This is a genomic window from Zymobacter sp. IVIA_12111.31 C1 (genome assembly GCF_047495495.1).
Classification (GTDB): Bacteria; Pseudomonadota; Gammaproteobacteria; order Pseudomonadales; family Halomonadaceae; genus Zymobacter.
On the sequence record NZ_CP179930.1, the window covers coordinates 2,070,087 to 2,093,353 of the forward strand.

At 58.2% G+C, this 23,267-nt stretch carries 14 protein-coding genes; 8 read left to right on the forward strand and 6 right to left on the reverse strand.

Annotated elements, in window-relative coordinates; all coding sequences use genetic code 11:
* Positions 1-2 precede the first annotated feature (2 nt).
* Positions 3-1,226, reverse strand: coding sequence for an efflux RND transporter periplasmic adaptor subunit (locus ACMHYW_RS09410; protein WP_414499709.1), 1,224 nt, complete (start codon positions 1,224-1,226; stop codon positions 3-5).
* Positions 1,227-1,423: 197 nt separating this feature from the next.
* Between ACMHYW_RS09410 and ACMHYW_RS09415 the strand changes: the two genes are divergently transcribed.
* Positions 1,424-2,062, forward strand: coding sequence for a TetR family transcriptional regulator (locus ACMHYW_RS09415; protein ID WP_414499710.1), 639 nt, complete (start codon positions 1,424-1,426; stop codon positions 2,060-2,062).
* Here the strand turns inward: ACMHYW_RS09415 and fliA are convergent.
* Complete coding sequence (gene fliA / locus ACMHYW_RS09420; protein WP_414499711.1) at positions 2,054-2,863, reverse strand: RNA polymerase sigma factor FliA; 810 nt, start codon at positions 2,861-2,863, stop codon at positions 2,054-2,056. The genes ACMHYW_RS09415 and fliA overlap by 9 nt on opposite strands.
* A 472-nt stretch (positions 2,864-3,335) precedes the next feature.
* On the opposite strand from fliA, the gene ACMHYW_RS09425 reads away from it, so the two are divergent.
* From ACMHYW_RS09425 to ACMHYW_RS09455, 7 genes are all read left to right on the forward strand, one after another.
* The gene (locus ACMHYW_RS09425; RefSeq protein WP_414499712.1) at positions 3,336-5,042 is read left to right on the forward strand and encodes a proline--tRNA ligase; all 1,707 of its coding nucleotides are present in this window, start codon (positions 3,336-3,338) and stop codon (positions 5,040-5,042) included.
* A 194-nt stretch (positions 5,043-5,236) separates the two neighbouring features.
* Positions 5,237-6,712 carry an AmpG family muropeptide MFS transporter gene (locus ACMHYW_RS09430; protein ID WP_414499713.1) on the forward strand — a complete coding sequence of 492 codons (1,476 nt, stop codon included), beginning with the start codon at positions 5,237-5,239 and terminating at the stop codon, positions 6,710-6,712.
* A gap of 162 nt (positions 6,713-6,874) precedes the next feature.
* Positions 6,875-8,761, forward strand: a complete 1,887-nt coding sequence (locus ACMHYW_RS09435) for a hypothetical protein (RefSeq protein ID WP_414499714.1) — start codon at positions 6,875-6,877, stop codon at positions 8,759-8,761.
* A 294-nt stretch (positions 8,762-9,055) separates the two neighbouring features.
* Positions 9,056-10,969: a DNA topoisomerase III gene (locus ACMHYW_RS09440; RefSeq protein ID WP_414499715.1), complete on the forward strand. Its 1,914-nt coding sequence runs from the start codon at positions 9,056-9,058 to the stop codon at positions 10,967-10,969.
* A gap of 648 nt (positions 10,970-11,617) precedes the next feature.
* The gene (locus ACMHYW_RS09445) at positions 11,618-12,919 is read left to right on the forward strand and encodes an oligosaccharide MFS transporter (protein ID WP_414499716.1); all 1,302 of its coding nucleotides are present in this window, start codon (positions 11,618-11,620) and stop codon (positions 12,917-12,919) included.
* 283 nt (positions 12,920-13,202) lie between these two features.
* Positions 13,203-14,477, forward strand: a complete 1,275-nt coding sequence (locus ACMHYW_RS09450) for an oligosaccharide MFS transporter (RefSeq protein WP_414499717.1) — start codon at positions 13,203-13,205, stop codon at positions 14,475-14,477.
* Positions 14,478-14,648: 171 nt separating this feature from the next.
* Positions 14,649-16,079: a hypothetical protein gene (locus ACMHYW_RS09455; RefSeq protein WP_414499718.1), complete on the forward strand. Its 1,431-nt coding sequence runs from the start codon at positions 14,649-14,651 to the stop codon at positions 16,077-16,079.
* Positions 16,080-16,423: 344 nt separating this feature from the next.
* On the opposite strand, the gene ACMHYW_RS09460 is transcribed toward ACMHYW_RS09455, so the two are convergent.
* The 4 genes from ACMHYW_RS09460 to relA form a co-directional block, all read right to left on the reverse strand.
* On the reverse strand, positions 16,424-17,056 hold the full coding sequence (locus ACMHYW_RS09460; RefSeq protein WP_414499719.1) for a superoxide dismutase: 633 nt from the start codon (positions 17,054-17,056) through the stop codon (positions 16,424-16,426).
* Positions 17,057-17,236: 180 nt separating this feature from the next.
* Positions 17,237-19,930, reverse strand: coding sequence for a phosphoenolpyruvate carboxylase (gene ppc, locus ACMHYW_RS09465; RefSeq protein WP_414499720.1), 2,694 nt, complete (start codon positions 19,928-19,930; stop codon positions 17,237-17,239).
* Positions 19,931-20,149: 219 nt separating this feature from the next.
* Positions 20,150-20,980, reverse strand: a complete 831-nt coding sequence (mazG, locus tag ACMHYW_RS09470) for a nucleoside triphosphate pyrophosphohydrolase (protein WP_414499721.1) — start codon at positions 20,978-20,980, stop codon at positions 20,150-20,152.
* Positions 20,973-23,237, reverse strand: coding sequence for a GTP diphosphokinase (gene relA / locus ACMHYW_RS09475; protein ID WP_414499722.1), 2,265 nt, complete (start codon positions 23,235-23,237; stop codon positions 20,973-20,975). Before relA ends, mazG begins: the two co-directional genes overlap by 8 nt.
* Positions 23,238-23,267: the final 30 nt, after the last annotated feature.

A 23,267-nucleotide genomic window follows, 5' to 3' on the forward strand; every position in this document is an offset into this window, starting at 1 on the left:
CCTTACGCCCCGCTGTTCTGACCAGCCTCAGCGCTGGAAGAACTGTCTTGTGCGTTAGCGTCATGATCACCGTTCCACGGCTGCGGATCGACGGTCATGCCTTCACTCAGGCTACCCGGATCGCCGAAGACCACACGGTCACCCGATGCCAGCCCCTCATCAATGATCTGCCAGTTGCCAGCTTGATCGCCCAGTTTGACCAGACGCCCTTTCAGCTGGTTGTTCTGATCCAGTACCAGCACCTGCGGCCCCATCAACCCCTGTTTAACAGCGATCTGAGGAACGGCGAAGGCGTTGAAGCGAACCATGTTCTGCAGATGAACGCGAACGAACTGCCCCGGCAGGAACAAATGCTGCGGGTTGCTGAAGCTAGCGCGTGCTTCGACGGTACTGGTGCCCTGATCGACATTGCTACCCAAGAAGTCCAGCTTGCCCATCAGCGTGGAGGCAGCATCGCCGGAAACGCCCGGGAATTCGAGCACGGCTTGGACATCAGGCACTCCAGCACGACCGATCTGCTGGCGAAGCTGGAAGGCATCGCGCTGGGGCAGCTGGAAACGTACTTCGAGCGGGTCAATAGGCGTCACGGTCGTCAGCTCGGTGTTGGCCGTCATGACCGTACCGATGTTGACTTCGTTGAGCCCGGCCTGCCCAGCCGTCGGTGCACGGACTTCGGTGTAGTCGAGGTTGATGCGAGCGCTGTCGAGTGCCGCCTTGGTCTGCTGGACGCTGGCCAGAGAAGTCGCAAGCGTGTTGCGCGCACTGTCGCGAGACTGCTGGCTGATTGCCCCTTTCTGGAACAGCGTTTCATAGCGCTGATTATCGCGGCGAGCGTTCTCATACGTTGCCTGAGCGCTGGCCAAATTGGCCTGCGCCTGCGCCAGCTCTGCCTTGTAAGGGGCCTGCTCAATAACGTACAGCAGCTGCCCCGGACGGACCTGCTCACCCGGCTTGTAGTGCTGCGATTCCAGACGCCCGCCGACGCGCGCAACGATGCTTACAGCGGCATCGCTGCGAATCATGGCGGGATAGCGTTTGTCGAGCGGGATGTTGCGTCGACTGACCTGGGCCACTTCAGCCTTGGCAGCCGGTGCTTTCTGAGCGCTTTCCCCATTTGCTGAGGCAGCTTTGCCTGCAGAAGAGCCTTCGCTACATCCGGTACCCATTAGGACCAGAGTGGCGGCAAGACCCCACATGACAGGCTTGTAACGGCTAATTTCGATCATGTTGATGGTAATCCTGAACTGGCCTTATCAACGCCTGTCGTGTCGACGGCAGGGCAGATGGCGCGCGTGGTGAAGGATGCACCCGAGTTTAGATGCAAACATGTATGTATGTAAACGTTGATAATCGCGTTATGATGTGAACAAGAAGGCGATTTGCCGTTTCATTTCTTCTATATCGACAGACGACGCTACCGCTCATGGCTAGACGTACCAAGGCTGAATGCGAAGCCACCCGTAACGCCCTGCTAGACGCAGCAGAGGCTGTATTTCTCGAACAGGGCGTATCTCGCACCTCTCTTGAACAGATTGCGCGCCATGCTGGCATGACGCGCGGCGCACTTTATTGGCACTTCAAGGACAAGGATGCACTGTTCGATGCCGTGCATCAGCGCGCCCAAGTGACCTCGGAAGAGTTGCTTGAACAACTCTCCAGCGTCAGCGACCACAGCAATCCGCTGGAAGCGCTGCGCGAAAACTTTCGTCAGGTCTTCAAGGTGCTGTCACAGCCTCGCGTGCAGCGCGTACACACCATTTTGCTGTTTCGTCGCGAGTTCTACGATCAGATCACGACGGGAGGCAACACGCGCGACATCACGCTGGAGTGCCTCAGCCGACTGACGCAGACACTGGAACGCATGCAAAAGGCCGGCTATGTACTGACCTGCCCACCCGACATTGCTGCACGCACCATTCACTCGACCACATCAGGGCTGATCCATGAATGGCTGCGCGCACCCGACAGCTTCAACCTGTGTGATGAAGGCGGACGCGTGATGGAGTGGATACTGGACAGTCTGCTGCCGGCCTCTCGTCTGCCACCCTCGCCTTCAGCGTGAGGCATCCTGATACGCCATGTGGTCCCGAATATCGGCGGCCATATGGCCTTCCTCAAGCAGGCGGCGGTGCAGAAACCGTTCGGTGCGTCGCCGCAGCTGGCATATACGCGATTCACTGACCCCAAGACGTTCGCCTAATTGACGCAGTGTCATCTGTTGAAAATAGTACCCTTCCAACACTATCCGCAATCTTTCCGGCAGTTCGTCAATCGCATGCCCTAGCGCTGTCCGTACATTCTCTCGCTGATACAACCGCTCAGGTGAGTCACTCAGGCAGCGACTATCGCAGTGATATGCCGCACCTTCCTCTTCGATGCCCTCTCCTTCATAAGACAGCAGCTGGCCATTCTGTACATCGTCGCGTAGCTGGTGGTAAGTCACCGATGGCATCCTCAACGATGAAGCCACTTCCACGCCTTTTGCCGCCCGCCCCAGCCGCTGTTCAAGGCGCTGCTGCTCGCGTTCGATCTGACGCATGTCGTGACGCACGCTACGTGGCAGCCAGTCCCGTTCGCGCAGCGCATCCAGCATGCTGCCACGGATGCGCTGTGCCGCATAAGTATCGAACGAAGCCCCCTGCAGAGGGTCATAGCGCTGACGGGCATCAAGCAGACCAACGGCACCGGCTTGGATCAGGTCGTCGATCTCGATTGTGGCCGGAAGATGTAGGCGTGCCTGTAAGGCGTAGGCAATGCAGCGCACTAAGGTCATCTTCTGCCGCCAGTAAGTGCGCGTCGGGGCATCGGAGGCTACGGTGCTGGAGCGTGGATGGCGGGGCAGCGTGCAGGAGATGGATGACATAAAACGGACCCTCTAAACTCGGTATGGGTCGTTATTTTCATAAAGAAACACACCACCAAAGCCGTGCCACATCCTGCTAATAGCCCCCTTATGGCGCAACGCCCCCTATAAAGTACCGCGCCAGTGTCGGACTTATGCCGTGCCAAACGGTATTTGCGCCATGACACGGCGGTAGCACACCTCCCGAACGGGTCTTCACTTCATTCTTTTATCAATCTTAAACAGGCTTTTATTTCTTAAAGAAACACACTTCCAGCCTTCAGTTAGTCGGGACAATGCCGCCTATGTCACTGAAGATAAATGTGCTCGCAGTGCCTTGCAGGAAATCCTCTTGCGCCACTAGGCATTTTCAGGCCCGTTCATTGCACGTACAATGCGCGATGGAAAACGCCACCCGCCCGTCGGTAAACGCGCGTTCCTGCGATATCTACAACACTTTTCCTACACGCTGCTTTTCAGGAAGGCCGGTCACATGCGCGCCAGTCAATTACACCTCGCGACATTGAAAGAAACTCCCGCTGACGCAGAAGTCGTCAGCCATCAGCTCATGCTGCGTGCGGGCATGATCCGCAAGCTGGCTTCGGGGCTTTATACTTGGCTGCCACTGGGTCTGCGCACCCTTCGTAAAGTAGAACGCATCGTTCGCGAAGAAATGGATCGCGCAGGCGCTCAGGAACTGCTGATGCCGTGCATTCAACCGGGCGAGCTGTGGCAGGAATCCGGTCGCTGGGAACAGTACGGCCCTGAACTGCTGCGCGTGAAAGACCGCCACCACCGCGATTTCTGCGTCGGCCCGACTCATGAAGAGGTCATCACTGACCTGGTGCGTCGCGAGCTGAACTCCTACAAGCAGCTGCCGATTACCTTCTATCAGGTACAGACCAAATTCCGTGATGAGATCCGCCCGCGCTTCGGTGTGATGCGTGGCCGCGAGTTCATCATGAAAGACGCGTATTCCTTCCACCTTGATCAGGCCTCGCTGGAAGCGACCTATCAGGTGATGTTTGACGCGTACAGCCGTATCTTCAATCGTCTAGGTCTGAACTTCCGCCCGGTCATCGCCGATACCGGTTCCATCGGTGGCGAAGCGTCACACGAATTCCATGTACTGGCGCAGTCCGGTGAAGACGCTATCGTGTTCTCTACCGAGTCCGACTATGCCGCCAACATGGAAAAAGCTGAAGCGCTGGCACCGACCACCGAACGCGCGGCAGCGACTCAGGCGTTGACGCAAGTCGACACGCCGGATAGCCGCACGATTGACGAACTGGTCAGCCATCACGGTGTGCCGATCACGTCGACGGTCAAGACGCTGATCGTTCAAGGGGCAGAAGGCGGTCTGGTTGCCCTGCTGGTGCGCGGCGATCACGAACTCAATGAGATCAAGGCCGCTCATCTGCCGGAAGTAGCTGATCCGCTAGTGATGGCAAGCGATGAAGAAGTGCGCGATGCCATCGGTGCCGGTTTCGGCTCCCTCGGCCCGATCGGGCTCGACATGCCTATCATCGCTGACCGCTCCGTTGCCGTCATGAGCGACTTCGCGGCCGGTGCCAATGTCGATGGTCAGCACTTCTTCGGCATCAACTGGGAGCGCGACCTGCCGCTGCCCAAGGTCGCCGATATCCGCAACGTAGTCGAAGGCGATCCGTCTCCTGATGGCAAGGGCTCGCTGTCCATCGCACGCGGCATTGAAGTAGGCCACATCTTCCAGCTCGGCGATAAATACAGCAAAGCGCTGAACGCAACCGTGCTCAATGATCAGGGCCAGGCCTCCGTTATGACCATGGGCTGCTATGGCATCGGTATTTCGCGCGTGGTGGCGGCCGCTATCGAGCAGAACAACGATGCCTCCGGCATCATCTGGCCGGAAGCAATCGCACCGTTCACCGTGGCGATTGTGCCGATGAACGCACACCGTTCAGAACGCGTGCGCGAAGCCTCAGAAGCGCTTTATCAACAGCTGACCGCTGCCGGTTTCGACGTACTGCTGGACGACCGTGATCTGCGCCCGGGCAACAAGTTCGCCGATCTGGAACTGATGGGCATTCCGCACCGCATCGTGGTAGGTGACCGTGGTCTGGATCAAGGCGCGCTGGAATACAAGGGCCGTCGTGACGAAGCGCCGACGATGGTGCCGGAACAGGATATCGCGAGTTTCCTGAGCGAACGCGTCAACTAAGCCGCATTCTGCACCGTGTTCGCAAGGCCCACCGGCGTGCTGCCGCGTGGGCCTTGTCATGTCCGCTGTACGATCGCGCGTATCATCGCGGATGCCTGTCGCTACAGCGGCGTTTTCCCTATTATCATCCATTCCTATCATCATGAAGTGCGCTGAGGTTGTTCAGCGGCTTCACGCCCGAAACGGAGGCCCCATTGCCTGATGTCCCTGTGAATGCGGCCCAGCGCTGGCTGCGCAACCTTCGTTTTTACACTCGCCCGCGGATGCTGCTGATCCTGATTCTGAGCGCCGTGGCCGGTCAGCAGTACCCGCTACTGTTCACCACGCTGCAGGCATGGTTTCACGATGCTAGCGTCGATGTTGCCACGGTGACTCAGCTGACCTGGATCGGGGCCCTGTTCTCACTCAAATTCCTGTGGGCTCCGCTGCTGGATAATGTCCGGCTACCACTGCTGCACCGTCTGCTCGGCAAACGACGCAGCTGGCTACTACTGTGCGAAGTCGGCATCATCATCGGCCTGGCCGGAATGGCCTTCCACGACCCGAACAGCTCGCGCCTGCTGCTTATCCTCTATGCGTTGGTCACGGCCTTTTCCGCTGCCACGCACGATATCGCTCTGGATGCCTACCGCATCGAACTGTCTTCGGCTCCCGATGAACAGACCGCCCTCGCCTCGACTTACATCATCGGCTACCGACTGGGGATGCTAGTGGGCGGTGCTGGTGCACTCATCATAGGGGCCCAGTTCGGCTGGTCAGCAGCGTATTTCGTCATGGCGCTGATCACGGCTGCCGGCCTGTTGGCGGTACTGCTGAGCAAGCCGCCCCACGAAACCATTGCCACCGATGAGCTTCTGCCTAAACAGGTCGAGCGCCTAAAGGACAAGCCGTCTTTCTATCGCGCCCTAGCATTTCTCTATGGTGCGCTGATACAACCCTTGGTGGAGTTCTTCTGCCGTTACAAGGGATTAGGGGTGCTGTTGCTGGCAATGATCTGCGTCTATCGGCTCAGCGACCAGACCATGGGCAGCCTAGCAATGCCGCTCTATCAGAACGCAGGCTTCAGTGCCGCGCAGATCGGCAGTGTCAGCAAGGTATTTGGCGTACTGATGACTCTGCTGGGCGGCATCGTCGGCAGCTTGCTAACATCGCGCTATGGCGTGTTCCGCCTGCTGGTCGTAGGCACGCTACTCGCAAGTGTGACCAACCTGATGTACATATTGGTTGCCCTGAGCGGCACGCCCGCCACCATGCACTACATCGCACCGGGTGGTGCGCTGGGAAGTCTGGCGGCAGGCGTCATTGCGATGCTGATTCCGCTGGCAGACCTGTTGCACGCCTTGGGCGTGACGCCACTTGTACTGCTGGCAACCACCATTGCGGCAGACAACCTTGCCAGCGGAATCGCGGGCACGGTGCTGGTCGGTTTCTTTGCCTCGCTGACGTCACGTCACTACACGGCAACACAAGCCGCGCTGTTCAGCTCGCTGATGACTCTGCCTGGCAAGCTACTGGGGGGCTTCAGCGGTCAGTATGTCGATCTCTACGGCTATCCGATCTCGTTCTTCATGTCGACACTGATTGGCCTGCCAGCACTGCTGCTGGCTATTGCGGTCTACACTGTGGCGCGCCCCATTCAACAGCGCTCTCAACAGGAAGATGACGACTAGCAATACATTACCGCCGTGAATCGTTCCATGCCGTCATCCGCCACTAGCGTTGAGGGCATGGAACGCTATCCTGTTCATCTATCGGTGCATCATCAGTACGGACAGCAGGCATTGCGCCTGGCCGTCCACCTTTCTTGAACCGCAACCCTTGCCAGGAGATCAATGGGTTTTCATCTCTTCCGCTCACGACATGCGTTCGAGCACGAACACCGCTCACGCCCTTCCGCCCGCATCCGTCTAGAACGCGACGGCCATGCTCATATCCGCCGCATGGCAGCCGCCATCGAAAGCGTGCCATGGACCAACACCCTGCTGAGCCTGCTATGGTTCGGCGGCCCTATCACCATCGCGGGCGCACTGGGCGGTTACTATCTTGGCTATGGGCACCTGCCAACAATGGGCAACCTGATCTTCTTTTTCTTCTTTGCCGTGCTGACAGGGGCGTCGGGGATCGCCTCCACCATTTTGAACAACTATCGCCGCGCGGGCCGCTATCGTCGTGCCGCTCAGCGGATCGCCCGGGTGATGTCAGCACTGCCCGATATCATCCACGCGACGCGCAACCTGAGCGTGGAAGGTCTGGAAGGGGAAGCCCGCCAGCGTGAAGCCGCCACGCTATTGCTGCGTCGCCCGGACCTTTCCCCTGCAGGGCTAGAGCTGGCAGCGCAGGAGCTGTTGGGGGATGAAACGCATGCCCGCTTGCTGGTCGATATCGACGTCTACCGACGGCAGGGACTTTTCGCACGTATTCAGGATCTGTATGACGAACATCACGACACGCTGAGCGCTCAGCTGTCTGCGCTGGACGAACTGGCACCCGAAGCAGCCAGCCTGTTGCGCGACCGCTTTCAGGGGCGCGCTCCCCAGCTGTACGACGGTGTACCGCGGCCCCCCAACTTCATTGAGAACATTCTGGCGGCCATTGAAGAAGACGATGACCTGCTGATGACGATGAAGGACGTCGAAGCGATGCTGGTGTTGGCCTTCGAACTAATCAATGGCCGCGAGCTGCCCACGCTGATGTTCGAGTATAAAGGGCAATGGCGACGTGCCCGCATGCTCGACACGCTGGAACGCGCGCGCTCTCGCTACCGCATTGCACAGGCCACCGGACTTTCCCGCCTGCGCGCGCTATCGTCTTATCTGGCAGAGCAGGAAGATACGCTGGTTGAAGACACGCCGGTCGGGCTGCGCAGCGACGTTTTGCTGGAACGTACCCGCGAGGCCATGGATGACCTTGCCCTGCGCATCCACCAACAAGCTGATCACGCCGAATCGCATCGGCACGATATCGAGACACGCCAGCAACTACGCACTAGCGCTCGCACGCTGTCCAATGCAATGCGTCTGTTCAAACACATGCGCCACGGCTACGAGCAGACCGGCCGCCATCATGCCCAGTTGCTACGCCTGAGCGAACGCTGGGACAGACACAGTGAAGACACACCGCGCTTGCACCTCAAGGGGACTCGTCCGGGGCTACGCATCCGCGAAGACAGCATTGCGCTCAATGACCACGACAAGGCCACCTTTCATCGTCAGCTACTGGCCTTTCTGGATGCCGATGTGCTGCCACGGCTAAACCGCGAGACACCTCGTGCGTTCACCGCCGACACCGCCAAGCGGCTAGCCATAGAGATCGCCGTCATTCTGGAGCCGATGGTGCACCTGTCACACCCCGAGGTGCAGCGTGCCATCTATGCCACTCATGCCGCCGACTTCAGCCCCATCGAACCTCACCTGTCAGGAGCCTCCAAAGCCGCGCTCGGCGCAGCACTGGTCAGCGAGGTGCGCGATGACCTTTCCCGCAGTGCTGAATCACTGGCCCTTGCACTGGTACGCCACTACCGTATCGAGCTGGAAGACGACACGATCGACTTCCTGCATCGGCACTATGGCGCACGCCGCAACATGCTGACACTGGTGTCAAAGCACGACGAACGCCAGCGTCGCCCCGTCAGCCTGCTGTCCCAAGGGCTGCCATCAATCGGCCCTCCCTCTCGGTTATGGTATCGCGCCCTAGTGCGTGCCCGACAGGTTCTGGGATAGCGCAACGCTGCAGGGTCAACAATGGAATCCACCGCCGCTATACTGTATGGATCATCATGAGTAAGATAAACGCATCGCTCATAGCGCTCCTCTGTCACAGCACGCCGTGAAGAGGCTCCGAAATATCGCTTAGCCGTGCGGCCCGACACGCGACACGGTGACCCAAAAATGCCGTTACCGGCAGAATACACGGCAACGGCTAACCCTCGTGACGGATAGCACTACGTCATCGCTCGAACCTGCGCCCCGCCCTGCCAGGAACGGCGCCATACCGCTCGATCAAGGACACGGACGTTGATTCTGTACATTGCCGAAAAGCCCAGCGTTGGACGCGCCGTTGCAGACGTACTGCCCAAGCCTCATCAGAAAGGAGACGGCTTCATCCGGGTCGCGAATGGCGACGTCGTCACGTGGTGCATCGGTCACTTGTTGGAACAGGCCGAGCCGGAAGCCTATGACCCTGCCTACAAGAAGTGGAAGAAAGAACACCTTCCCATTGTGCCCGTCGAATGGAAGCAGCACGTCAAAAGTCAGACGCGTAAGCAATTCAACACCGTTAAGAAGCTGATCAAGGAAGCCGATCAGCTGGTCAACATGGGCGACCCCGATCGCGTCGGTCAGATCTTGGTAGACGAGGTCATCAACTACTCGGGAATCGGCAAGACCAAACGTGAAGCCACGCTGCGCTGTCTGGTTAACGATATGAACCCGGCCGCCATCAAGAAAGCGCTCAACAACCTGCGCAAGAACACCGAGTTTATTCCGCTGGCCACCTCCGCGCTGGCCAGGGCAAGGGCTGACTGGCTCTACGGCATCAACATGACACGCCTCTGCACACTGCTGGGCCAGAGTGCCGGCTACAACGGCGTGCTGTCTATCGGGCGCGTACAGACCCCCGTGCTAGGGCTGGTCGTGCATCGGGACCGCGAAATCGAACACTTCGTTTCCAAGCCGTTTTATGAGGTGCTGGTCACGCTGCGCACCGCGGCGGGCGAGTCTTTCATCGCCAAATGGAAACCCAGCGCTGCCTGCCAGCCTTATATGGACGATGAGAAGCGGATGCTTTCACGAAAGCTGGCCGAGTTCGTTCTGGCCAAGGTGAAAGGCAAGGAAGGGCTTATCAAAGTCGTCACGCGCGACAGGAAACAGCAGGCCGCACCGCTGCCCTACAATCTATCGGCGCTTCAGATCGACGCATCAAAACGCTTCAACCTGAACGCTCAGAAAACGCTGGATATATGCCAGCAACTCTATGAACGCCACAAGCTCATCACCTATCCGCGCTCAGACTGTCGCTACCTGCCAAAGGATCACTACCACGAGCGGCAGACGGTCACCCAATCAATCGCTCAAACGGCAACAACGCTGGCAAAAGCCGTGCAGAATGCCAACCTCAGCCTCAAGAGCAAGGCCTGGAACGATGCCAAGATCAGCGCGCACCATGCCATTATCCCTACCTCTCGGGCCATGGCTGCTGAACGACTCACTCAGGACGAAAGCAACGTCTATGCCTTGATTGCCCGTCAGTATCTGATGCAGTTCTATCCGCCCTTCGAATATGCGGAGCATCAGATCGACAGCGAGATAGAGGGTGGCCTGTTCATCGCCCGCCAGACCTCTGTTATAGCCGAGGGATGGAAAGCACTACTGCCCCCACAGAAGCCTGCCGGACAAAACTCGGAAGCGCGAGCTACCGCCCTGCCTGACGTGACGGCGGGCGACCCCGTCACGTGCACTGACGGCAAGGTCGATGAAAAGCAGACCACGCCTCCCAAACGCTTCACCGATGCTACCCTGCTGGCCGCCATGACGGGTATCGCACGCTTCGTATCAGATCCAGAGGTGAAGAAGGTACTCCGAGATACCGACGGTCTAGGCACAGAAGCTACCCGAGCAGGAATCATCGAGCTGCTGTTTAAGCGCCAGTTTTTGATCAAGAAAGGCAAGGAAATCCACTCAACGGAAATCGGCAGGCAGCTTGTCGGTAGCCTACCGGAACGCATGGTGGCCCCCGACATGACGGCACACTGGGAGTCCCAGCTTGAAGCCATCAGTGAAAAGCAGATGCGCTACGGACAGTTCATGCAGCCGCTGACGGAAGGGCTGAACGTCCTGATTGATGAAGTCGGGCGCAGCAACTTCTCCGCGCTGCGCGGCATGGGTAAAAAGACCGTAAGAAAGGCTCGGAGAACCGCCCGAAAGAAATGAGCCGTTGAGCCGTTGAGCCGTTGAGCCGTTGAGCCGTTGAGCCGTTGAGCCGTTGAGCCGTTGAGCCGTTGAGCCGTTGAGCCGTTGAGCCGTTGAGCCGTTGAGCCGTTGAGCCGTTGAGCCGTTGAGCAGGGGCATTTCATCATGCGGCGCCGCCATACCGACAACATTGTGCGCCATAAATGAGGCATGTTCGGTGCTTGACCTGGTCGACATCGCCTATGAACGCTCTACCGTTCAGGGCCGGTGTTCTTGTTAAACGCTGCGTGCTGATCGGTGGCGACGAGTGTCGCGTCGAAGGCCTGTCGTCGACAGGTTTGCACAGGCCATCACTAATTTCCCTCTCCTTTCAGTCAGCTACCGCCCCCACCTTTCGAGTCTTCGATTTTCATCAGCACGTGACGTATCGGATTAGCTGAGAACACAACCCATTTGCACAAAGCCGCGCCTCTAAAAGTTATCGATCGGGCATAGACCAATAGACAACATTCCAGCCTCATCAATAAGTTGTAAGCGATCTTCTGTTATTTCCCACGAATGGTAGATTGGAAATGTGACAGAGCATGCACGATCGGAACAACGTTGCTGACCAAGCCATCTTCCTGTGCACCTGCTCTGACCCTTATAGAATCTCCAGGAGTTCTGCTCATGAAAAAGCATGTAGTTCGATACTACCTGACTTTCAGTGCCATGCTGTTGTTGTTCTACATCGCACTTGGGTCCTGTTTCGTACTGTTCCAGTCATTCTTGAGTGACGAGTTGCACCTCACTGCGCCACAGATCGGCACGGTCTACACCTTCATTGCCTTTGTCGCTCTGTTCTGTGCACCGCTGTTCGGGGCATGGCAGGACATGCTGGGCAACTCCAAAAAACTGCTGGGCATCATCGGTATCGGGCTAGTCCTTTGCTTCCCCATTCTGGGCATGCTGATGGTCTACGTGTACCACCATGTCGCCTTCCTGCCCGCAGCTATCATCGCCGGTCTCTATTTCGGGACCATGATCCAAAGCGGTGTAGGTACGGTCGAAAGCTACTGCGAACAAGCGACTCGCCACCTCGGCGCTTTCGAATATGGTCGCGCACGCTTCTGGGCGCCAATCGGCTGCGCCAGTGCCACCGCACTGAGCGGCTATCTGCTGAAGATCAACCCATATTTCTGCTTCTGGGTCTCCAGCATCAGCGGCGTACTCTTCCTGCTTGTACTGTTCTCGTTCAGCGCCAAGGATCTGGAACCAGAACGCAAGGAAACCATCGCTGAAGTCGAAGCGCAGGCCGCCGGTTCTTTCAAAGACACCTTCATGCTGCTGCGCAGCACCACCTTCTGGGCACTGATTTCGTTTTTGTTCATTGCCACCGGTGGTTTCATGCTGTTCGACCAGCAGTTCCCGCTGTTCTATGCCTCGCTGTTCCCTGCCGACATGGCGAACGAAGGTGCACAGCGCGCCAGCATGATCCTGAGTGTCCAGATGATCGGCGAAGCCATCATGACGCTGCTGCTGCCGTCACTGGTCAACAAGATCGGCGCACGCAACGGCCTGCTGCTGGGCGGGCTGGTCATGGCACTGCGCATCTTCCTGATCAGCATGACGCTTCACCTGCCGCGTGAAATTCAACCGTACTGGGCTGGCGCACTGAAACTGCTGCAGGCCGTTGAAGTGCCTATCCTGATCATCTCGACCTTCAAGTACATCTCCAGACACTTTGCCGAACGCTTCACAGCCACGATCTACCTGCTGTCGTTCCAGTGCTCTCAGCAAGTCTCCACGATCTTCCTGTCCTCGCTGCTCGGTCTCAGCTACAAAAGCTCGCTCGGCTATACCGGCACCTACACGCTGATGGCGATCGTCATTCTGGCCTTTACCATTCTGGCCACTTTCACGCTGCCACGTCGCGGACAGTCTTCCATCGCGGGCGACGCTACGACCACGGCCGCTACCTCACAGGCCTGATATTCGAGCGCGTCATCATATCGAATATCAACGTATCCATTCGCTTCGGCGGATGGATACGTTTATTCACCACACTCATTCGTTATTCACCGATGTGTTATATTTGCCGTAATTATCGATATCGTGAAATTTCATGCATTCATTTTGCTTGCATGCACACCGAGAATATCGCTAGCGCTTCTCCTCAAGCGCTAACAGCCCCCGCTTGTAATATGGTGCCGAACCGCTCGGCAGTCGTATAGCACTCGTATTTCTACCCCGTTATAACGGAGAGCATTCCTCTATGCCCACACGTGCAGTTCGATACTATCTGACGCTTAGCGCCCTCATACTGTTGTTCTTCATATCGCTCGGTTCGAGCTTCATCATGTTTCAGTCCTTTCTGAAGACTGAACTTCAATTGGATGCCGCTCAGATATCGATCATATATACCGCCATTGCCTTCATCGCGCTGTTCTGCGCCCCCGTCTTCGGTGTCTGGCAAGGCATGCTGGGCACATCCAGAAAGCTGCTGGCCATCATTGGCATCGGGCTGGCACTGACCACACCCATACTCGGTGTGCTCTTTGTGGTCGCCGCCAAATTCTCCTTCGTGCTGGCGGTGGCAATCGCAGGTCTCTACTTCGGCACCATCATCCAGAGCGGTGTGTCATCGGTCGAGAGCTACTGTGAGCAGGCGACGCGACGTCTGGGCTATTTCGAGTACGGCCAAGTACGCCTGTGGGCACCGCTGGGCGCATCCGCCGCCACGGTCATGAGCGGCTTCTGGCTGACCTTCAACCCCTATATCTGCTTCTGGGTCTCCAGCATCAGCGGCATTCTATTCCTAATTGCACTGATGACACTGGATACGACACCGCTGGAGCGGGTCGAAGAGGCATCCGCCGCGTCATCCAAGAAAAAAAGCCCGATGGAGGATATCCGGGCGCTAATGAGCAACTCCAAATTCTGGCGTTTGGTCAGCTATCTCTTTATCGTTAGCGGCGGCTTTATGCTGTTCGATCAACAGTACCCCATCTTCTTTTCCGAACTGTTTGAAATCCCCGAAGTAGGCCAGCAGATAGCCGGTTCGATTATGGCGGTTCAGATGCTGATCGAAGCCGCCTGCACCATATTCCTGCCGTTCATCATCAATAAGACCGGCGCACGTAACGGGCTCTTGATCGCCGGAGCCATCATGGGCATCCGTATCCTCACGATCAGCCTGACGGCTTATATCCCGGCGAGCTACCAAATCTACTGGGCCGGTGGGCTGAAACTGCTGCAGGCCATCGAGATTCCGCTGCTGATCCTCTCGACGTTCAAGTACATCGCTCAGCACTTTGAAGAACGCTTTACGGCCACCGTCTTTCTGATTGGCTTCCAGTGCTCGCAGCAAGTCTCCACTATCTTCCTATCGTCGCTGATCGGGCTGAGCTACAAAACATCGCTGGGCTATACCGGCACCTATACACTGATGGCACTTGTCATCCTTGCCCTCACGTTCCTGGCGATCTTCACCCTGCCACGCCGTACCTCTCCCTCACAGGACAGCGGCGAAGCGGTAACCGCATCGTAAGCGTCGCGACCATATTGGTAGCCGCCACCAAAGGCCCGCCCTCCGGACGGGCCTTTTCTATATCCACAGCGTCTATGCCCACAGCACTTATATCCACAAAATGATAATGATTTTCATTTGCGTTTAATATGTTTAAGATAGCGACTCCATCCTGCCTACGGGGAGTCTGCAATGCCTACGCCGTTCGTCCATCGTGCACCGCTTTCTCTAGCCTCTGCGCTCATACTGGCCCTTGCGACCCAGCACGCGCAGGCCGCCATGTCCATCCAGCCCGTCGTGAAGGACATGCCTCCGACCGAAAAGCCCTATCAGCTGGTGTATGTGGGAGACGATGCGTCGGTACAGCCGAACCTTCGCCACTCGGTCTATGCCGCATCCTTCGGCTCGACATCAGGCAAGGCCGGTGAAGACCGCCTCAATTCTGACGATCCGCAGCTGCCGCTGAGCAAGCGCTTTGCCATTGAAGGCTATGCTCGCTTCATTCAGATCAAGGACGATGGCAGCGTGACGCGCTGGGACGTCAAGGACTACCCCGCCGTGGCCAGCGCTGGGGAAAGCAAGCACGGCACGCCGCAGGACTTCACCCATTTTATCCAGCACTACAACACCCCAGCGGCTAAACCCCTCAGCGTGCTCAACTACCTTCAGCCACTGCACTCGATCGACTACAACGCGGGCAAGTTGATGGGGCAGCAAACCTTCATCGGTCGCTACGTGGTATGGGACATGACGAAACCGACCGCCGCACAGAATGGATACGGCGCGCTGACGGCCGACAATGTGCGGGTCAATGCGGGATCGGTCTTCAACAGCTGGAAGGAAGTGCGCGTTCGCCAAGCCAAATTCAGCAGTGATGGCGACCGAATCTATGGCGTTGTGCGCTCAGAGGAGGAGGATCCCGGCAGCAAAGAATTCAAGGCAGATCTGACCTACTTCCCAACCCAAAATCTATTCCAAAACACAGCGCTTGAACGCAAGACCATCAAGAATGCCTCCAGCGGTCACGCGCTCTTCATGGCGAACAACGTCATCTACACCGGCGGACGTGACTTCCGCAAGGTCGATGAGGCCACCGGCAAGGTCACACGCTACACACTACCCAAAGGGATGGATTTCGGCGAAGGATCGCCCGCGTTCCTCAACATGATCGTCGATGAAACGCATCACCGACTGTATGCCGTCAACAGCCGCGATATCGACCCCAAAGAAACGGGGGCTAAGCACTATCAGGAATACCTGAGCAAGTTTGCCGATTTTGCCAAAGCGCATCGCCACGGGCTGTACGTGTTTGATATCAGACCCGATAACAGCCTTGCGCTGGCCCACTATCAACCGATGGTACAGCCCATCGAACTGGTGCTGACCCGCGATCAGAAGACGCTGTTCGTCAACGATCGCATAGCGCGTACGGTCAATGCCTATGACGCCCAGTCACTGCGCCCGCAAGGGTCAGTTGAAACGACCTGCCACAGCAGCAATCTGGCACAAGGGGAAGGCAACGCACTGTATGTGACCAGCGTATACACCTACCAGCTGCATTTGGTCGGCGCGGGTAACCGTGACTGCAACAGCATCAGCAAGGTTTCGTACGACCTGCAGTGAGTGATCCTCTTCTCGCACGCTAGCGAGACACGCACAGGCAGCGAGCCCTTTGAAAATGGACTCGCCCTCGCCTGTGCGTTTTTTTATGCGCCATCTCGTGTGTATTTCACTGACCACACGGCCTCAAGGCACATGGCCTCTCCGCTACACCCCTCTCTGCTGCCACGAAAGCGCGGTTCGTCATCACAGCGACATCACTTTGCGTCCAGACGAGAGGATCGCATGCGGAGCCATTGACCACCGTACGCCACATACGACAGCGCCGCCCGCAATAGCGGACGGCGCTTGTTCACTTACTGATCGGCTATCGGGTCAGCCGATAGCCGGTGCAGCGCAGTGCTGAATCAAAGGGCAGCGTCGAAGCGACGTTCGACTTCATCCCAGTTGACCAGGTTCCAGAACGCTTTGATGTAGTCAGGACGACGGTTCTGGTAGTGCAGGTAATAAGCGTGTTCCCAGACATCCAGACCCAGAATCGGGGTAGCGTCACTGCCGCCGAACGCTTTAGAGGCCAGCGGGCTGTCTTGGTTGGCGGAAGAGGTCACTTCCAGCTTGCCGTCTTTGTTGACGACCAGCCATGCCCAGCCGGAACCAAAACGTGTTTTGGCCGCGGCTTCGAATTTTTCCTGGAACGCTTCAAAGCTACCAAACGCGTCGTTGATGGCCGCGGCCACTTTACCGGTCGGCGTTTTGCTGGCGTTCGGTGTCAGTACCGTCCAGAACAGGCTGTGGTTGGCATGGCCACCTACGTTGTTGCGCACGGCGGTCTGCAACTCAGCCGGCACTTTGTCCAGTTTCTGGATCAGCGCTTCCGGAGACAACGAAGCCAGTTCAGCTGGCAGCTTTTCCAGTGCCGCATTGGCATTGGTGACGTAGGTCTGGTGATGCTTGGTATGGTGGATTTCCATCGTCTGGCGATCGAAATGCGGTTCCAGTGCATCATATGCGTACGGCAGTGTCGGCAGCTGATAAGCCATGTTCTGTACTCCTAATCCTTGTGAATATCGAACGGCAACGAAAAAAGGGCCGGTATGCACCGGCCCTTTTCGCCGCATACCTGTCATCAGTGAAGCACACTGCCCAGCGGCAGCTTGCTGATACCTTAGGTATGAGGCTTTTTGCCGCACTTTTCAAGTGCCGCAATCAGTTTTTTATCATCAACCGGTGTTACGCAGACCCGCCGCGATACCCGCCATCGTGACCATCAGCGCTCGACGCAACGATACCGGGATATCGCCGTTGGCTACACGCTGACGCTGCAGCAATTCGGCCTGCAGACGGTGCAGCGGATCGATGTACGGGTTGCGCACATCAATGGCCTGCTTGATCAGCGGGGCATGTTCGAGCAGCGTCTTCTGACCGGTAATGGTCAGCAGAGCACCGCGCAGCACGGCCAGACGCTCGCGCAGCGACTCACCTAGCAGTCGCAGCTCGGGATCGGGCAGCAGGTGCTGTTCGTAGTCGGCCGTGATTGACGGATCGGCCTTCGACAACAGCATTTCCAGCAGGTCGAGATAGGTACCAAAGAACGGCCACTGCGTCATCATTTCCTGCAGCCGTGCCAATCCTTCGGGTGTCTCGATACGCTCGGAGAACGCGGCGTCGCTGCCCAGCCATGCCGGCAGCATCAAGCGCGTCTGCGTCCACGCGAAGATCCACGGAATCGCACGCAGCGTTTCTACCCCACCGCCCTGTTTCTGACGGCGTGCAGGGCGAGAGCCAAGCGGCAGCTGCCCCAGTGCGGTTTCCGGCGTGACCGTACGGAAGTACGGTACGAATCCCGGCGTTTCGCGGACAACGTGCACGTAGACACGGTGGGCCTGCTCGGCCAGACGGTCCATCTCTTCACGCCATTCGGGGCGCGGTGCCGGCGGAGGCAGCAGCGAAGCTTCGAGCACAGAAATCGCGTAGATTTCCATGTTGCGAATCGCAACTTCCGGCTGACCGAACTTGAAGCGAATCATTTCGCCCTGCTCGGTCACACGCAGGCTGCCGTTCACGGAACCCGGCGGCTGCGACAGGATGGCAGCGTGTACCGGACCGCCCCCACGACCGACGGTACCACCACGACCGTGGAACAGGGTCAGGTGTACGTTGCGGGCGTTGCAGATACTCACCAGCGTTTCTTGGGCACGGTACTGAGCCCATGCTGCGGCCAGCTGTCCGGCATCCTTGGCGGAGTCGGAATAGCCGATCATCACTTCTTGGCGACCATGAATCAGCGCGCGGTAAGCGGGGATGTCTAGCAGGCGGTCAACCACCTTACCGGAGCGATCAAGGTCGGCCAGAGTTTCGAACAGCGGAGCGATCGGCAGGTAGGCGCCACCGGCTTCCTTCATCAACAGCGCAACGGTCAGCACGTCGGAAGGCTGCCCGGCCATCGAGATGACATAGCTACCCAGCGCTTCGCGCGGCTCGTGAGCGATAGTCTCGAAGGTATCCAGCACTTCGCGCGTATCGGCGGAGCATTCCCAGTGGCGCGGAATCAGCGGGCGACGCGAGCCCAGCTCACGGATCAGGAATTCTTGGCGACGCGCTTCATCCCACTCGGCGTAGTCTTCGTTCCACAGTGTCTGTACCAGCTCGGCCATCACTTCTGTATGGCGCTCGGAATCCTGACGGATATCGAGGCGCGACAGCGTCATGCCGAAGCAGGCAACACGGCGCAGCGTATCGAGCAGCGCACCGTTGGCGATGCTTGCCATCCCGCACTCGCACAGCGAGGCGTGGCAGCGCATCAGCGGTTCCTGCAGATCGGCACGCGTCAGCACCAGTTTTTCACGTGTGACGTAGGCATCACCATTCAGCTCTGCCGATAGCGCTTCGCAGGTCGCCTGCATGCGCACCATCAGCTTGTCGAGAATGGCACGATAGGGTTCATTCACCTCACCGGTCTCGGCGAGAATGTCCGCATTGGCTTTCCACATCGATAGCTGGCTGCGCAGCGAGCGCAGGTCGTCCATGTAGAGGCTGGCGGCCATCAGGCGTCCCTGACGCAGCACTTCATGCGTGACCTTAGCGGTGACATTCGGGTTGCCATCACGGTCACCCCCCATCCACGATGCAAAGCGGATGGGGGATGCCGTCAGCGGCAGGCGCTCGCCGATCGTCGCCAGCAGCTGGCGATCTAGATCACGATAGAAGTCCGGCAGTGCGCGCCACAGCGAGTTCTCGATGACCGCAAAGCCACCGCGCGCTTCATCTACAGGCGTAGGACGTTCACGACGGATCTCATCCGTATGCCAAGCCTGGCGGATCAGTTCTTCAAGACGCTCGGTCAGGCGGGCACGGCGTTCCGGCTCTTCCTGACAAGCTTCGAGCTGCCCCAGACACTGGTCGATCATGTCGTACTTTTTGATCAGCGTCCGGCGCACGACTTCGGTCGGATGAGCTGTCAGGACGAGATCGACCTGCATGGTGGACAGGGTGTCTAGGATGCGCTCCGCGGGAATGCCCTTCTCAAGGATACGGGACAGGAGGCTATCCATGTACGGCTGAGTGCCGGGGCGGTAGTCCTCGACGTGGCGAACGTGCGCGCGGTGATGCTGCTCGGCGATGTTAGCCAGGTTGAGGAACTGGTTGAAGGCACGGGTTACCGGCAGCAGTTCGTCTTCGGACAGGTCATGCAGGTTGCGGGCCAGGGCCTTGCGCCCCGCCTCACCGGCATCGCGAGCTGCCTTCGCATCTGCTCGAATATGTTCGATACGCTCGACGAACTTCTCACCGAGATCATCGGCAATTGTTCGCCCCAGCATATCGCCCAATAGGGTCATATTGTCCCGCAGGGACTCTCCGAAATCGTCTCCTACCGACAGCGTGGCCGATGGTGCTGGCGACTGTTCATTGTTCATCTGACTCTCCATGGTCGTGAGCACGGGTCATGTCTGCACTCTCTCTTGTACATGGTTATGAAGTGACTTCCAACCCCACACTCGCTATTCCGCGGTGTCAGCCTGTCGTGGCTCACATCACGCTGCGCCCGCCCGCAGGGGATCGGGACGGCAGACAGCAAAAGACCGCCCCGTGAAAGGCGGTCTTCTTCATCAGCATACTGCTATTTCAGTCTGAACTTAACCTTCAGCGTAAATCCGCGCCTTGGCGTCGGCCCAGATACGGTCGAGACGCTCAGGGTCGCGATCGCCTTCGGCATTGAGTGCTGGTTCCATCGCTCGAAACCGTCGCTCGAATTTACGGTTGCCCTGACGCAATGCGTCTTCAGCATCGATGTCGAAGTGGCGACACAGGCTCGCCGTGATGAACAGCAGGTCGCCCAGTTCATCCTTGATAGCAGCGGGGTCACCCTGCGCAATGGCTTCTTCAACCTCAGCGAGCTCCTCGTGCACCTTTTCGATCACGCCACGGTGGTCCGGCCAGTCGAAGCCGACCTGCGAGGCCCGCTTCGACAGCTTCTGCGACCGCGACAGCGCCGGCAACCCTACCGGAATGTCATCAAGCTGGGAGGCACGCGTCTGTTCGGCACGCTCATCGCGCTCGTCACGTTTACGCGCTTCCCACATCCGACTGACATCGGCTTGGGTCAGGCGTCGCGCTGGCACGCCTTCACGGCGGCTTGCCAGATAACCGTCAGGGAAGACATGCGGGTGACGCGCCACCATCTTGGCCGTCAGGATATGGATGACATCGTACAGATCGAAGCGCCCTTCTTCTTCGGCAAACCGCGCATAGTAGACCACCTGAAACAGTAGGTCGCCCAGCTCTTTCGGCAGCTCGTCGTAGGCACGGCGCTCAATGGCATCTGCCACTTCATACGCTTCTTCCAGCGTATGCGGCACGATCGTGTCCCACGACTGCTCAACGTCCCACGGGCAACCGTACTGCTCGTCGCGCAGCACCCGCATCAGCGTCAACAGATCATCCAGCGTATAGCGCTGTTCAGCCATCGTGCTTTCCTCCCTGACGCAAGCGGCGGACATCGGTCACGTTGCTCAGCTGCTGAACGCGCGAGCAGACACGGCTCAGCAGTTCGAGCCCTGATACTTCAAGAGTGATGACCAGCCGCGCCATATTTTCATCGTTGGTGCGTGAGTTGACGCCCAGTACGTTGGCCTTCTCGTTGGACAGCACATTGATGACGTCCTTGAGCAGGTTATGACGGTCCCATGCGATGATTTCGATATCAACGCTGTAGGTTGTCGTCTGCTGACCACCCCACTCGACCTGCACCACGCGGTTGGGGTCATCCAACCGCAGCTGCAGGATGTTCGGGCAGTCCTCACGGTGAATGGTGATACCACGACCGTGAGTGATGAACCCCGCGATCTGATCGCCCGGCACCGGATGGCAGCAGTTGGCCATCTGGGTCTTGAGATTACCGACCCCCAGTACCGTAATTTGATCGGCAGCCGCCTTGCCGCCACCGTGACGCGAGCGCGTCAGCAGTTTGTCGAGTTTTTCCTGTGCTTCATCATCGTCATCACCGTCGCCGAACAGCTGCTGAGCCTGCGACAGCACCTGCCCGATACGCAGATCACCTGCACCGATGGCGGCATACATGTCGTCAGGCGTGGTGTAGTTGACCGCCTCAGCCAGCCGTTCAAGGTCAAGGCCCTCGAGCGCCAGACGATGGAATTCCTTCTCAAGCAGTACACGACCTTCTTGGACGTTCTGGTCGCGGTCCTGCTGTTTAAACCAGGCCTGAATCTTCGAACGCGCGCGCGAAGTGCGCACGTAGCCAAGACTCGAGGTCAGCCAGTCGCGACTAGGGCCGCCTTGGCTTGAAGTCAGAATTTCGACCTGCTGCCCGGTCGACAGCGGATAGGTCAGCGGTACGATGCGCCCGTTAACCTTGGCCCCACGGCAACGGTGACCAATTTCGGTATGCACGCGATAGGCAAAGTCGATGGGCGTTGCACTGCGCGGCAGGTCGATGACGTGACCGTCCGGCGTGAAGACATAGATGCGATCTTCGGCAATATCGGAGGCTAGATCGGTCTTGAAGTCACTCGACTCGCCCACTTCGTCCTGCCATTCGAGGACGTGGCGCATCCACGCAATCTTCTGCTCGTAGCCACTGCTGCGCGAGTTGAGGTCGGTGCCTTTGTAACGCCAGTGCGCGCACACCCCCAGCTCAGCGTCATCGTGCATCGCAAAGGTGCGAATCTGAATTTCGAGCACTTTGTTCTGCGGACCGAGCACAGCCGTATGCAGCGACTGATAACCGTTGGGTTTGGGGTTAGCGATGTAATCGTCGAATTCATGCGGGATATGGTGCCAGCGCGAATGCACCACACCCAGCACGGTGTAGCAGTCGGATACCCGCGGCACCAGTACCCTGACAGCACGCACGTCGTAGACCTGACTGAAGTCAATCTTCTTGCGCTGCATCTTGCGCCAGATCGAGTAGATATGCTTGGCACGCCCATCGATATCAAACTTCTGGATGCCCTGCTCGCGCAGCAGTTCAGCCAGTGTCTTCTTCACTTCATCGATATAGCCGGTGCGATCAAGGCGCTTCTCCGCCAGCTGGCGGGCAACGGCCTTGTAGTCGGCGGTGTGCAGGTAGCGGAATGCCAGATCTTCCAGCTCCCACTTGATCTGCCCGACGCCCAGTCGGTGCGCCAGTGGGGCGTAGATATCGAAGACTTCTCGCGCCAGCCGCTGCTGCTTCTCTTCAGGATCGTTGCGCACCTGACGCAGCATTGCCGTACGCTCGACAATCTTGATCAGCGCAACGCGCACATCGTCGATCAGCGTAACCAGCATGCGCCGGATATTGTCCTGCTGGTTGTACTGGGTTAGGCCTTCGTTGATCTGACGCTGGCTGATAGCCGCCATGCGCTGCACGCCGTCAATCAACCCGGCCACTTCATGACCGAACTTCTCTTCAACCTTTTCGATCGGCAGGATGCCCTTGCGCACGCAGCGATAGAGTACGGCGGCCATCAACGCCGGCTGGTCAAGGTGCAGACCGGCCAGAATGTCAGCCATTTCAAGCCCGATGGAAAAGCTTTCGCCGATATTGCGCCACGACGGGTATTCCTTGGCCGCATTGAGGGCGTGGTCTTCGGCCATGCGACAGGCGGCGACCATGGCGCTACGATCCTTGAGCGCAATACTCTGCTCGAGGCCGGCGACCCATCGTTCGATATCGACGCGTCCATCCGGAAGCAATGGCTGGTCTTCACGCACTTTCACCATGACTGGAGCCTCCCTCCGCCTATCAGGCTT

Excerpts from the sequence above, each read along its gene's own strand:
- ACMHYW_RS09410 (WP_414499709.1), bottom strand. The coding sequence starts at position 1,226 with ATGATCGAAATTAGCCGTTACAAGCCTGTCATGTGGGGTCTTGCCGCC.
- ACMHYW_RS09415 (WP_414499710.1), top strand. The coding sequence starts at position 1,424 with ATGGCTAGACGTACCAAGGCTGAATGCGAAGCCACCCGTAACGCCCTG.
- fliA (WP_414499711.1), bottom strand. The coding sequence starts at position 2,863 with ATGTCATCCATCTCCTGCACGCTGCCCCGCCATCCACGCTCCAGCACC.
- ACMHYW_RS09425 (WP_414499712.1), top strand. The coding sequence starts at position 3,336 with ATGCGCGCCAGTCAATTACACCTCGCGACATTGAAAGAAACTCCCGCT.
- ACMHYW_RS09435 (WP_414499714.1), top strand. The coding sequence starts at position 6,875 with ATGGGTTTTCATCTCTTCCGCTCACGACATGCGTTCGAGCACGAACAC.
- ACMHYW_RS09445 (WP_414499716.1), top strand. The coding sequence starts at position 11,618 with ATGAAAAAGCATGTAGTTCGATACTACCTGACTTTCAGTGCCATGCTG.
- ACMHYW_RS09450 (WP_414499717.1), top strand. The coding sequence starts at position 13,203 with ATGCCCACACGTGCAGTTCGATACTATCTGACGCTTAGCGCCCTCATA.
- ACMHYW_RS09455 (WP_414499718.1), top strand. The coding sequence starts at position 14,649 with ATGCCTACGCCGTTCGTCCATCGTGCACCGCTTTCTCTAGCCTCTGCG.
- ACMHYW_RS09460 (WP_414499719.1), bottom strand. The coding sequence starts at position 17,056 with ATGGCTTATCAGCTGCCGACACTGCCGTACGCATATGATGCACTGGAA.
- ppc (WP_414499720.1), bottom strand. The coding sequence starts at position 19,930 with ATGAACAATGAACAGTCGCCAGCACCATCGGCCACGCTGTCGGTAGGA.
- mazG (WP_414499721.1), bottom strand. The coding sequence starts at position 20,980 with ATGGCTGAACAGCGCTATACGCTGGATGATCTGTTGACGCTGATGCGG.
- relA (WP_414499722.1), bottom strand. The coding sequence starts at position 23,237 with ATGGTGAAAGTGCGTGAAGACCAGCCATTGCTTCCGGATGGACGCGTC.